This window comes from uncultured Phascolarctobacterium sp., from assembly GCF_902463975.1.
In the GTDB taxonomy this organism is placed as follows: Bacteria; Bacillota; Negativicutes; order Acidaminococcales; family Acidaminococcaceae; genus Phascolarctobacterium_A.
Window position 1 is genome coordinate 12,973 of sequence record NZ_CABQHJ010000016.1, and the last position, 12,520, is coordinate 25,492.

Genomic DNA, 12,520 nt, shown 5'->3' on the forward strand with positions numbered 1-12,520 from the left:
CACCTTTCATAAAAAGCTTGTCGATAAAGCGCCCTTGTCCAAACTGACACTTTTTCCACAATCTCTATCTGTTTACTATATTACTGTAGCAGATATTTTTGCCACTGACAAGGGAAAGCGCAGTGTATACATTTTACGTGGCAGATTTAGCATTTTTCTGTATAAAATTTAACATATAATAACTAGATATAGCGTAAGCTACTTGCAAGACTTGTCAACAGATGCTATAATAAGAATAGCCAAAATAAGTATGACTTGTGAAAGAGTGGGTTTAAAGCCCGCTCTTTCCGCTTATTATGATGTTTCTGACGCATTTGCGGCAGAGGCAGCTGTTAACCGCAAGGTTAACTCAGAAAGAAAAACTTAATATGGAGGTGAAAATGATGCAGGCAAAAGAAGTTGAAGCACTGATTACCGCAATGGTAGAACCGCTTCTGCAGGATACCGGTCTTACGCTGGTAGATGTAGAATATGTGCGCGAAAAGGACTGGTACCTACGGATTTTTCTCGATAAGCCTGGTGGAGTAGAAATTGATGACTGCCAGATGGTGAGCGAAAAGCTGACGGAGATTCTTGATGCAGAGGATCCTATTCCCGACAAATACTTTTTGGAGGTTTCTTCTCCGGGCATTGACCGTCCGCTGAAGAAGGACAAGGACTTTGAAGCTGCCTACGGCACCAAGGTTGACATTATGTTCTATACTCCGTGGGAGGGAATGAAGAATCTGACCGGTATTCTGGTAGCACATGATGACGAAGCTGTACAGGTTAAAAAGATTATTAAAGGTAAGAAATTCAAAAATTCTGACCGCATTGAACGTAGGCTGATTGCTAATATCAGACCGCATATAGACTTTTAATTAAGAAATAGGAGGCTTATTAAGTGAACGCAGATTTTATCTCAGCAATCCAGGAATTAGGAAAGGAAAAGGGTATTGACCCCGAACTTTTGTTCCAGGCTGTTGATGACGCTTTGGTTGCTGCTTACAAGAAGAACACCGGTACAAACCAGAATGTCCGTGTTGATATGAATAAAGAAACTGGTGAAATCCATGTATATGCACAGCGCACTGTAGTTGAGGGTGAGGCTGACGGCATTAACGAAATGTCCCTGGATGATGCTCAGGAAATCAATCCGCATTATATGGCAGGTGACATCGTAGAGGTGGAGGTTACTCCGAAAAACTTCGGCCGTATTGCTGCCCAGAACGCTAAGCAGTTTGTTGTACAGCGTATCCGTGAGGCAGAGCGCGGACAGGTTTATGAGCGCTTCCAAAGCCGTGCTAATGATATCGTTACCGGTATTATTGAACGAATGGAAAACAAAAATGTTTATATCGATTTGGGCAAGGTTGAGGCTGTGCTGACTCCCAACGAGCAGATCCCCGGTGAAATCTACCAATACCATGAGCGTATGAAAACCTATATTGTTGAGGTTAAGCGCACCACCAAGGGACCGCAGATTATGGTTTCCCGTACTCATCCCGGCCTGCTGAAGCGCCTGTTTGAGCTGGAGGTTCCGGAAATCCATGATGGCGTGGTTGAAATCAAATCCGTAGCCCGCGAGCCTGGTATGCGCTCCAAGATTTCCGTATTTACTGCTGACAGCAATGTTGATCCGGTAGGTGCCTGCGTAGGCCATAAGGGCATGCGCGTGCAGACTATTGTTAACGAGCTGCGCGGTGAGAAAATTGATATTGTCAAATATAGTGAAGATCCGGCACAATACGTTGCTAACGCTCTGAGCCCGGCAAAGGTTGTGAAGACAACCGTTAACGAAGCAGACAAAATCTGCCGCGTTGTCGTACCGGATTACCAGCTGTCCCTGGCTATCGGCAAGGAAGGCCAAAATGCCCGCCTGGCTGCTAAGCTGACCGGCTGGAAAATTGATATTAAGAGCGAAACTCAGGCTGCCGAAGAGGCTGCTGCTGAGACTGCTCCTGTGGAAGAAGCATGATGAAGGTAAAAAAGGTTCCGCAGCGTAAATGCTTAGGCTGCAATGAAATGAAGGATAAAAAGGCTTTGCTGCGCGTTGTACGTTCGCCTGAGGGTGAGGTCAGCCTTGATCTTACCGGCAAGAAAAACGGACGTGGTGCATATGTCTGCCCCGATAAGGAATGCATTACCAAGGCTGTGAAGGAAAAACGTCTGGAACGTGCTTTGGAAAAGCCTATCGGCGAAGACGTGCTCAAGCAGCTGCTGGAGGATTTTGAACATGGCAGGCAATAATGTTGCTTTTGCTTTAGGGTTGGCGCAAAAGGCCGGCAAAACCGCCTCTGGCGATGTAGCTGTGCGTGCTGCCTTAAAAAGCGGCAAGGTTAAAGTACTTGTTTTGGCACAAGATGCTGCCCCTAATTCAAAAAAGGAAATTTATTTCCTGGCAGAGATGGCAGGCGTGCAGGTCATCGAGCGTTTGACGCGCGATGACCTGGGTTATGCAATCGGTAAAGGCCCGCGCATTGCGGTGGCAATTACTGATGCAAACTTTGCCAATATGCTGCTGAAAAAATAATAAGGTTAAATCACAGTTGTCTGCGCAGCTTGCGCGAGCTTCGCAGATGAATCTGCTTCTTATTTATCTGGTCTGGAGGTGGATGAATGGGTAATAAAAGAATATACGAGGTTGCCAAGGATTATGGCAAGCCAGTAAATGAGGTCATTGACCTACTGAAGAAAAATAATATCGAAAAAACTAATTTTAGTGCAGCTGATGACAAGGCTATGTCTGTTATCCGTAAAGCTTATGATAAAAAACCAGAACCGCCCAAACCGGCGAAGACGGAAAAACGTGATGTCAGCAAACCGGCTGCTCCTGCGCATCCGCAGGCTACAGCTAAAAGAAACGATAACAATATGAATAGGAATAACGGACAGAGGAATATGCAACAAAATCAGCAAAATAATCAACGCAACAACAACGCTCAACAAGGGCGTAATGAAAATCGTCAGGGTGGCCGCAACGAAGGCCGTCCGCAAAATCGCAACGGCCAGCAGGGCAACCGCCAAGGCGGCCAGGGTAACTATCAAGGTGGCCGTAATGAAGGTCGTCCGCAAAATCGTGGCGGCCAGCAGGGTGGTCAGGGCAACCGTCAGGGTGGCCGCAACGGCCAACAACGCCAGGGGGGCATCTTTGTAGGTCCTAAGAGTCAGCAGGGTCCGAGCGTACACGGCGAAAGCCGTGCACAGGTTAGCGGTGGCCGTAGCGAAGGCCGCAATGGTGGCCGCAGCGAAGGCGCTCGCGATAACCGTCAGGGTGGTCGCAATGCAGGCAAGAGCCGTAAGGATAACAACAAGCCGCAGATTAAGGGTAGCTACGCTACCCGCGAAAGCCGTCCTAACCGCAGTGCCGGTCATCAAATGCCGGTAAACCGCGGTGGCAAGAAGCCTGCACCGAAGCAACAGCAGGCTCCGGTAGAAATTGTTCGTCCGACTTATGTAGAAATCGGCGAATCTATCAACGTACAAGAATTTTCTAAGCTCATTAAGCGTGAGGTTAATGAAGTAATCAAGGCTCTGTTTATGCTGGGCGTAATGGTTACTATCAACCAGGATATCGATTTCGATACTGCACAGCTTATTGGCGACAACTTTGGTGTAGAGGTTGGTCAAAGAGCACCTGAGGAGGATCCGACTGAGATTCCTGAGGTTGACGATCCGCCTGAAAAACGAGTTCCGCGTCCGCCGGTTATTACCGTTATGGGCCACGTTGACCATGGTAAAACCTCTTTGCTGGATGCTATCCGTAAAACTAACGTTACCTCCCGCGAGGCTGGCGGTATTACCCAGCATATCGGTGCTTACAAGGTTAACTACCAGGGAAAGCAGATTGTCTTCCTGGATACCCCGGGCCATGAGGCCTTCACTGCTATGCGTGCCCGCGGCGCTCAGGTAACTGACGTTGCTATCCTGGTTGTAGCAGCAGATGACGGTGTAATGCCGCAGACCATCGAGGCTATCAACCATGCTAAGGCTGCAAAGGTACCTATCATTGTAGCTATCAATAAAATCGACCGTCCGGGCGCTAATCCGGATCACGTTAAACAACAGCTGGCTGAGCACGAGCTCATTCCTGAGGACTGGGGCGGCGACACCATCATGGTACCGGTTTCCGCACATCAGAAGACTGGCATCAGCGATCTGCTGGAAATGATTCTGCTGGTTGCTGAAATGCAGGAGCTGAAGGCTAACCCGAATCTGCCTGCTCACGGCACTATTATCGAGGCACAGCTGGACAAAGGCCGTGGCCCGGTTGCTACTGTCCTGGTACAACGCGGTACACTGCATATCGGTGATACCATTATTGCCGGCACCTCCTATGGTAAGGTTCGCGCAATGATCAATGACCGTGGCGAAAAGGTTAAAAAAGCTCTGCCTTCTACCCCAGTAGAGGTACTGGGCCTGAACGATGTACCGGCTGCCGGCGATATTCTGGACAGCACCGATGAAAAGACTGCCCGCGGCGTTGCCGAAAAACGTATCGCCAAGAAGAAGGAAGAGGAAATCAAGCTGAACTCCAAGGTTTCTCTGGATGACCTGTTCCAACGCATTAAAGAAGGCGAAATCAAAGAGCTGAACATCGTTGTTAAGGCTGACGTTCAGGGTACTATCGAAGCATTGAAGGCATCCCTGGAAAAAATCAAAAACGATGAGGTTAAGGTTGCCGTTGTCCATGCAGGCGTAGGCGCTATCACCGAATCCGACGTAATGCTGGCATCCGCTGCCAACGCACTGATTATCGGCTTTAACGTTCGTCCTGACGCTAACGCGCGTAAGGCTGCCGAAACCGAGAAGGTTGACGTACGCACCTACCGCGTTATCTACGACGCACTCAACGACGTTGAGGCTGCTATCAAGGGTATGCTTGCTCCTAAATTCAAGGAGGTTATCCAAGGCCGCGTAGAAATCCGTCAGCTGATTACTATTTCCAAGCTGAAGATTGCAGGCTGCTATGTAGTTGAAGGCAAGGTTACCAACAGCTCCAAGGTTCGTGTTGTCCGTGACGGCATCGTTGTTCACGAGGGCGTTATCGAATCTCTGCGCCGCTTCAAGGACGATGTGAAGGAAGTTGCCCAAGGCTTTGAATGTGGTATTACTTTAGAGAAGTTCAGCGACCTTAAAGAGGGCGATATCTTTGAAGTATACGACATGGAAGAAATCGCAGTAGAATAGTCTGTCGCATAAGGCATATTGCGCAGGAATGCAGGCAGGAGTAGCAATACGCCGCCGCATTCCCTGCACCTGTTGCCTTTAGTCAGCTTATATCTATATATAGAGGAAAAGAAAATGGCAAGACTTAGAGTAGAAAAAGTACAGGAGGCCATTCAGCATGAAATCAGCAAAATGCTGCTGCATGATGTCAAGGATCCGCGCATTCAGTTTGTTACTGTAACCGGCGTGGAGCTGACAGATGACATGAGCTATGCCAAGATTTTCATCAGCATGTATGGTCCTAAGGATAAACAGGAAGAAACCTGGAAGGCTCTGAACAAGGCGTTAGGCTTTATGCGTACGGAAATTGCCAAACGCATTCGTCTGCGCTTCGCGCCGACTCTGATTCTGCAGAAGGATACTTCTGCAGAATACAGTGCGCATATTCAGAGCATCTTAGATAAGATTAAGCAGGAAGAAAAGCCTGCAGCCGAGGAAGCAGAGCATGAGTAAGGAGCTTAGCCTGCAGGAAACAGGCGCTATGCTTTTGGCGGCAGAAAAAATTGTGCTGTGCACCCATGTAAGCCCGGATGGCGACACCCTGGGCTCCACCTTGGGATTGGCACGCTTTTTGCTGGCGCAGGGCAAGCAGGTTACTGTTTTCTGTGATGACGTTATCAACAAAAGCTTCGGCTTTATTCCTGGTATTGAATTGTGTGAACGCCCGGTAGAGGGCAGCAAGCTGCAGACGGATTTGCTGGTAGTTATTGATGCCAGCTCCTTTGACCGTATTGGTCTGGTGTCCGAGGTTGTGGAAGCAAAAACACTGCTGAACATCGACCACCATATTTCCAACGAACGCTTTGCCGAATATCTCTACTTGGATGCCAAGGCAGCAGCCGTGGGCGAGGTAATGTGTGATCTGTTCATGGCTATGCGATGGCCCTTTGATAAGGAAATTGCCACCTGCTTTTACACTGCCATCAGCACAGACTGCGGCTCCTTCCGCTATGCCAACACTACGCCGAAAACTATGCGTAATGCTGCCAAGCTGCTGGAATACGGCGTGCAGCCTAACGAAATCAGCGATGCACTGGACGTGCGCTCCCGCGATACGGTAGAGCTGCTGGCCAAGGTACTGCCTTCGCTGACCTTCGCTTATGAAGGCAAAATTGCTTATCTCACAATTAGCAACGATTTATATGACAAGGATGTCCAGACCGACAGCTTTGTGTCCTACCCGCGCTATATTGAGGGCGTTGACGTAGCTATTATGTTCAAGGCCGTTGAGCCGACGGTAACGCGCGTGAGCATGCGCTCCAAGAGCGTTGACGTATCCGCTGTGGCTGTAGCCTTTGGCGGCGGCGGTCATCTGCGGGCAGCAGGCTGTACGATTTATGCACCGGTAGAGGAGGCTCGCACTCAGCTGCTGGAGGCATTGGGCAAATTGGTTTAATATGGACGCAATTTTTAATGTATTAAAACCACCACAGATGACCTCGCACGATGTTATCGGCTTTTTGCGGCGCGTGCTTAACACAAAGAAAATCGGACATGGGGGAACTCTTGACCCTGACGCGGCAGGAGTTCTTCCTGTTTTTGCGGGCAGTGCAACCCGTCTGCTGGAATTTGCTGTAGAAGGCCGCAAGGAATATATTGCCGAATTTACGCTGGGAGCGCAGACAGTTACCGGCGATGACAGCGGTGAGGTTGTCAAAACGATGATTGTGCCTGCATTCGGCAAACAAGAGCTGGAAGCGGTGCTGGCGCAATTTACCGGCAAGCAAATGCAGCTGCCGCCGATGTATTCGGCCATCAAAATCAACGGCAAAAAGCTGTATCAGCTGGCTCGTCAGGGCGTAGAGGTAGAACGCACCGCACGTCCGATTGAGGTCTATAAGCTGGAGCTTCTGCATTATACGGCAACCGGCTTTACTGTGCGCGTGGCCTGCTCCAAGGGCACCTATATCCGCGTTCTGGGCGAGGACCTGGCGACGGCGCTGGGAACCTGCGGTACGATGAGCTTTTTGCTGCGTACACAGGTGGGAGCCTACACAATTGACAAGGCCTGCACGCTGCAGGAAATCGCGGAAAACCCCGAGGCCTGTGCCGCAGAGCCGCTGACTGCCGTTGCCGAGCTGCCCAAGCTCAAGGTGAACGCTCGTCAGGCGGCGCGCATTACTAACGGTGTACGCACCACGGTGGCGCAGACTGCCGACGGCAGATACGTACTGCTGGGGCCGGGGGATGAATTCTTAGGCATCGTCCGCTGTGAGCAGGAGCGTCTGCAGGCAGAAAAAATCTTAGAGCATTACCCGATGCCAGAGGAATAACTATGGAGATTATTACTTCTTTAGAACAACTGCATAAATTTTCCGCTCCCTGTGTGGTAGCATTGGGTACCTTTGACGGCCTGCATCGCGGTCATCTTGATGTAATTGAAACCGCAAGAGACAAGGCGCGTGAATGTAACTCCAAGCTGGCAGTCTTTACCTTCAGCAACCATCCCTTTGAATGGATTCGTCCGGGCATGGTGCCGCCAGCGCTGATAACCGGCGCGCAAAAGCAGGAGCTTTTGCAGCAGCTTGGCGTGGATGTGCTGGTGGATATTCCCTTTAATCAGCAGGTTGCGGACCTTTCGCCGCAGGAGTTTTTGCAGCGCCTGCAGCAGCTTGACTACAGCTGTCTTGTTGTCGGTGCCAACTTTACCTACGGCTGTCGCGGACTGGGAACTGTCTATACGCTGGCTGCTTCCGCCAAGGCTATGGGCTTTGAGCTGATTGTGCGCGAGCTGGTAAGCGAGGGCGCAACCGTTATCAGCAGCACCGCTATCCGTCACCTGATTGCCGCAGGCAAGGTAGCGGAGGCTGCCGAAATGCTGGGGCGCAGCTACAGCATCAGCGGCACCGTAGCGCACGGCAACGAGCGTGGCAGACTGCTGGGATATCCTACGGCCAACATTGAGCTGGAGGATGCTCATGTTGCAGTGCCTCTAGGAGGCGTGTATGCTGTGCGCGTACTGGTGAATGGCGCAAGCTATCATGGTATGGCGAATATAGGCTATAATCCGACCTTTGGCGATGTTGCCAAACCGCGTCTGGAAACGAATATCTTTGATTTTACCGGTGACCTTTACGGTCAGCAGCTCACAGTGCAGTTTGTGCAGCGCATTCGCGGCGAAGTGAAATTTGCCGGCATTGAGCAGCTCAAGCAGCAGCTGGCGCAGGATAAAAACGACTGCAAAGCGGCATTGCGGTAAATCAAAGCTGTTTTTATAAAAAACTTTACAAAATACTTGCTATCTGGTGGCAAGATATGGTATACTATCATAGTATTTGAACCAAGGCTTGGCAGTTCGATTCTCCAACGGCTGCTACGCTTATGGCAATTTGAATTTTTAGGAGGAAACAAACAATGTTAACTAGCGAAGCTAAACAAGCAGTAATTCTGGCAAACGCACGTCATGAAGGTGACACCGGTTCTTCTGAGGTACAAATCGCAGTTCTGACCGAACGCATCAAATATTTGACCGAGCATCTGAAAGAGCACAAAAAAGACCATCATTCCCGTCGCGGTCTGCTGAAACTGGTAGGTAAACGTCGTGGCTTGCTGAACTACCTGGCTGCTAAAGACATCGAGCGCTATCGTGCAATCATTGCTAAACTGGGTATCCGTAAATAATCCGGTTTATGCTGAAAAGTCCGTCCGCAAGGGCGGGCTTTTTTTGTGCCTGCACTTGGGTTATAAAGAGGAGTAACACCTGCAATAGTATTAAAAATAATTAACAGTAACGCAAAATCACTCATAGTGTTAAAATAAATTAATACTATTAACAAAACACGTGATGGTGTTAAAAAATAATTAACACTGTTGCGGGTGATGGTTGTTTGTGTTAGAATATAATAAAGGAGAACGTGCTGACAAAGCGGAAAGGAGCAGGGTTATGGTTATCAGAACACAGTATCTGGAGCGTTTGCGACCGTTTTATGATTCGGAGCTAGTAAAGGTTATTACCGGCATCAGACGTTGCGGTAAATCTACTATTTTGCGTCAGGTTATTGCTGAAATAAAGGAAAATGGTATCGAGGATTCGCATATCGTTTACATAAATTTTGAAGATTACAAGTATTATAAGCTGACAGATGCAGATGCTTTTTATGAACATATTGAGCAAAAAATCGTTGATGAAGGAAAATATTATCTGTTTTTCGACGAAATTCAAAATGTAAATAAATTTGAGCTCGTGGTAAATTCGTTTAGGGCAACTCATAATGTGAGTATCTTTATTACCGGTTCTAATTCCAAGTTGCTTTCGGGAGAATTAGCTACACATTTAAGTGGTAGAACTATATCCTTACGCGTTTTGCCGTTCAATTTCATGGAGTTCTGTCAATACAAGGACATCTCTGCGCCTGATTATGAAAGCTTGCTGACGGAATACATGACTTATGGTGGTTTACCTTTGGTATGTGGTGCTGATAATAAGGAAACAAAAGAGGTTATTCTAAGTAATATATATGATGCGGTTGTCCTGAAGGATATCGTTATGCGTAACAAAATAAACTCGCCACTGGTGCTGGAAAAGGTTCTTGATTACGTTGTAGGAAATTCTTCGCTTACTGTTTCCGGCAATGCTATTGCCGGTACGCTTTCAAGTAACGGACATAAGGTTTCTGCACCTGTTGTGTACGATTACTTGCGTTGTATTGTTGATGCCTGCGTTTGCGATAAGGTTTCGCGTTATGATATACGCGGTAAGAAGGCGCTTGCATTTGAAGAGAAGTATTATGTTTGTGACCTTGGTTTTCTGCATTTGAAGAAAAATAGAATTAAGGATGAGTATAACTATATTATTGAAACAATTTGTTATAATGAGCTGATTTCACGAGGCTATAAAGTCTATGTAGGTAAAACCTGGAAGGGCGAGATTGACTTTATCGCAGAATTGAATGGCAAGATTATCTACATTCAGGCAGCTTATCTTTTAAGTGACGAAAAAACAATAGAGCGAGAGTTTGGTGCATATGAAAAGATTGCCGACAATTATCCCAAGTACGTTATAACCTTGGATAAGCATACGATTTCCAGAAATGGTATAATTCATTATAATCTTATTGATTTCCTACTCAGAAAAGTAGCTCTTTAAGCTTTAGCAAGCAATATAATATTATTAATCGATCACGTAAGCGACTTACTGTGCTTGCGTGATTTTTCTTTGGCAATCTGTGATGTTTTTTTGCTCGAGCGACAGCAAATTTTGTCAGAAATGTGAAGAAAATAGTTTACGCTCTTTAGTATATGTGTTACAATATTTATGTTATAGAATTATGCGACTTTTTGGATGTGATTGATATAATGCAAAAGGAATTGATTATGCGCTGTTTGCCTACAGAGTTCTGCCATGCTTCGACAGTGCTGGCACTGTCAGATGGAAGCCTGCTGTGCTGCTGGTTCGGCGGTACGCATGAGGGCGAAAGCGATGTAGGTATTTACCTCAGCAGACGTACGGAAGCCGGCTGGAGTGAACCGCAGCTACTGGTGAACGGGGCGGCGGCGAACTGGAATCCGGTGCTTTTTGCGGGCGCGGACGGCAGATTGCTGCTGTTTTACAAACAGGGACAGCAGATTGCCGACTGGCAGACGTGGCTGCTGCAGTCTGCGGATAACGGCGAAACCTGGAGCGGACCGCAGGAGCTTGTGCCCGGTGATGTGAGCGGCGGGCGCGGACCTGTACGAAACAAGCCTTTGCGCTTGGCGAGCGGAAGCATTCTTGCCGGTGCTTCTACCGAACACGGTATCTGGAAGGCCTTTGCAGATATCAGCGATGATGATGGCGCAACCTGGCATAAATCCTCTGCAGTGAAGATTGAGGGATTGCAGTATCAGGCAGGCGAAAAGACTGCCGACAGTAATATTGCCGTCAGCCAGCAGTCCTTTTACGGACGCGGCGTGATTCAGCCGAGCCTGTGGCAGAGTGCGGATGGCAGCGTGCATATGCTGCTGCGCAGCAGTGAGGGCTTTATCTATCGCAGCGATTCTGCGGATGACGGCGAAACCTGGTGCAGTGCCTACGCTTTGAGCCTGCCGAACAATAACAGCGGTCTTGACTTGGTGCGTACTGCCGCTGGTGTGCTCTATTTGGTGTGCAATCCTGTGGCTGCCAACTGGGGTCAACGTTCTCCCTTAAGTCTGTTCCAATCTACAGATGACGGTGCGAGCTGGCAAAAGCTGTTTGACCTGGAAACAGAGCCTGCGGAATTTTCCTATCCGGCGATTATTGCTGAAGGGGAAAATATTATTATCACTTACACCTATAAACGTTGCAACATTGCTTGTGTAAGATTGAGCGCGGATGAACTTGTTACCCTTTAAATTTTAAATATAAGGAGATGTAAGACAATGAAGAAAATTTTAGTTGTGCTGATGGCTATGCTGACCATGGCTGTTATGCTTACCGGCTGCGGTGGCGACAGCAAAAAAGCAGCTTATCCTGCAGACGGGGATATTTCCGTAATTATTCCTAAGGCTCCGGGCGGCGGTACCGATATCTCTGCCAGAGGTCTGATTCAGTTCATGGAAAAAGAGCTGAAGGGCAGCAAATTTGTGCCTGTAAACAAACCCGATGGCGGCGGTGTAACCGGCATGGTAGAGCTGGCTAACGCTAAACCCGACGGTCATACTCTGGGCATGGTTACCGTTGAGCTGGCTATGTTCCCGCATCAGGGCAAATGCAAAAACACCTATAAGGATTACGCAGCTATCTGCGCTCCGATTGCAGCTCCGGCAGCTTTGATTGTGCCGAAGGATGCTCCTTATAACAGTGTAGACGAATTCGTAGCCTTTGCTAAGGCAAACCCCGGCAAGGTGAAGATGGGTAACTCCGGTATCGGCGCTATCTGGCATATTGCCGCACTTTCCTTTGAAGAAGAATTCGGCGTACAATTCAAGCATGTACCGTATCCGAAAGGATCTGCTGACATTGCTGCTGCTCTGGCTGGCAAGCACATCGATGCAACCCTGGCTGACCCGTCTGTTTTCAAGAGCCAGGTAGATGCAGGCAACCTGAAGATTCTTGCTGTTATGGCTGATACCCGCAGCGTAATCTATCCTGATGTTCCGACCTTCAAAGAGCTGGGGCACAACATGACCGTTCGCGCTTGGGCAGCACTGGTTGCTCCTAAGGATACTCCGAAAGAAAAACTGGAAGCTCTGCGCGCTGCTGCTAAAAAGGTTTGCGAATCCAAGGAATTCAAGGATTATTTCATGAAACAGGGTATCGACCCGACCTGTATTATCGGTGCTGATGCTGATAAGATGATGGCCGAAGACCATGCAATGTATGAAAAATTCCTGAAGAAAGCTAAATAAAATC

13 protein-coding genes are annotated in these 12,520 nt (G+C 48.3%); all 13 read left to right on the top strand.

Translation table 11 applies throughout. From position 1 onward, the window contains the following. Positions 1-383: 383 nt before the first annotated feature. The 13 genes from rimP to RDW05_RS06170 all read left to right on the top strand — a co-directional run bounded on the left by rimP (position 384) and on the right by RDW05_RS06170 (position 12,516). Positions 384-860 carry a ribosome maturation factor RimP gene (gene rimP / locus RDW05_RS06110; RefSeq protein ID WP_374111018.1) on the top strand — a complete coding sequence of 159 codons (477 nt, stop codon included), beginning with the start codon at positions 384-386 and terminating at the stop codon, positions 858-860. Between the two features lie 23 nt (positions 861-883). Next, positions 884-1,957: a transcription termination factor NusA gene (gene nusA / locus RDW05_RS06115; protein WP_304280167.1), complete on the top strand. Its 1,074-nt coding sequence runs from the start codon at positions 884-886 to the stop codon at positions 1,955-1,957. After that, entirely contained in the window at positions 1,957-2,229 is a 273-nt protein-coding gene (gene rnpM, locus RDW05_RS06120) for an RNase P modulator RnpM (RefSeq protein WP_293822990.1), read from the top strand. The genes nusA and rnpM overlap by 1 nt, the downstream gene beginning before the upstream one ends. Beyond that, positions 2,216-2,512, top strand: coding sequence for a ribosomal L7Ae/L30e/S12e/Gadd45 family protein (locus RDW05_RS06125; RefSeq protein ID WP_307978227.1), 297 nt, complete (start codon positions 2,216-2,218; stop codon positions 2,510-2,512). The genes rnpM and RDW05_RS06125 overlap by 14 nt, the downstream gene beginning before the upstream one ends. Positions 2,513-2,598: 86 nt before the next feature. Beyond that, positions 2,599-5,169, top strand: coding sequence for a translation initiation factor IF-2 (gene infB, locus RDW05_RS06130; RefSeq protein ID WP_307978228.1), 2,571 nt, complete (start codon positions 2,599-2,601; stop codon positions 5,167-5,169). 114 nt (positions 5,170-5,283) lie between these two features. Beyond that, positions 5,284-5,661 carry a 30S ribosome-binding factor RbfA gene (gene rbfA / locus RDW05_RS06135; protein WP_307978230.1) on the top strand — a complete coding sequence of 126 codons (378 nt, stop codon included), beginning with the start codon at positions 5,284-5,286 and terminating at the stop codon, positions 5,659-5,661. Next, complete coding sequence (locus RDW05_RS06140) at positions 5,654-6,604, top strand: bifunctional oligoribonuclease/PAP phosphatase NrnA (RefSeq protein WP_307978231.1); 951 nt, start codon at positions 5,654-5,656, stop codon at positions 6,602-6,604. Before rbfA ends, RDW05_RS06140 begins: the two co-directional genes overlap by 8 nt. Before the next feature lies 1 nt (position 6,605). Continuing rightward, on the top strand, positions 6,606-7,481 hold the full coding sequence (truB, locus tag RDW05_RS06145; RefSeq protein WP_307978232.1) for a tRNA pseudouridine(55) synthase TruB: 876 nt from the start codon (positions 6,606-6,608) through the stop codon (positions 7,479-7,481). Positions 7,482-7,483: 2 nt separating this feature from the next. Then, positions 7,484-8,407 carry a bifunctional riboflavin kinase/FAD synthetase gene (locus RDW05_RS06150; RefSeq protein WP_307978234.1) on the top strand — a complete coding sequence of 308 codons (924 nt, stop codon included), beginning with the start codon at positions 7,484-7,486 and terminating at the stop codon, positions 8,405-8,407. Positions 8,408-8,562: 155 nt separating this feature from the next. Beyond that, positions 8,563-8,829: a 30S ribosomal protein S15 gene (rpsO, locus tag RDW05_RS06155; protein ID WP_021720219.1), complete on the top strand. Its 267-nt coding sequence runs from the start codon at positions 8,563-8,565 to the stop codon at positions 8,827-8,829. A 262-nt stretch (positions 8,830-9,091) separates the two neighbouring features. Then, on the top strand, positions 9,092-10,294 hold the full coding sequence (locus RDW05_RS06160; RefSeq protein WP_307978235.1) for an ATP-binding protein: 1,203 nt from the start codon (positions 9,092-9,094) through the stop codon (positions 10,292-10,294). 209 nt (positions 10,295-10,503) lie between these two features. Further along, positions 10,504-11,520: a sialidase family protein gene (locus RDW05_RS06165; protein ID WP_307978236.1), complete on the top strand. Its 1,017-nt coding sequence runs from the start codon at positions 10,504-10,506 to the stop codon at positions 11,518-11,520. Between the two features lie 27 nt (positions 11,521-11,547). After that, positions 11,548-12,516: a tripartite tricarboxylate transporter substrate binding protein gene (locus tag RDW05_RS06170; protein ID WP_021720217.1), complete on the top strand. Its 969-nt coding sequence runs from the start codon at positions 11,548-11,550 to the stop codon at positions 12,514-12,516. Positions 12,517-12,520: the final 4 nt, after the last annotated feature.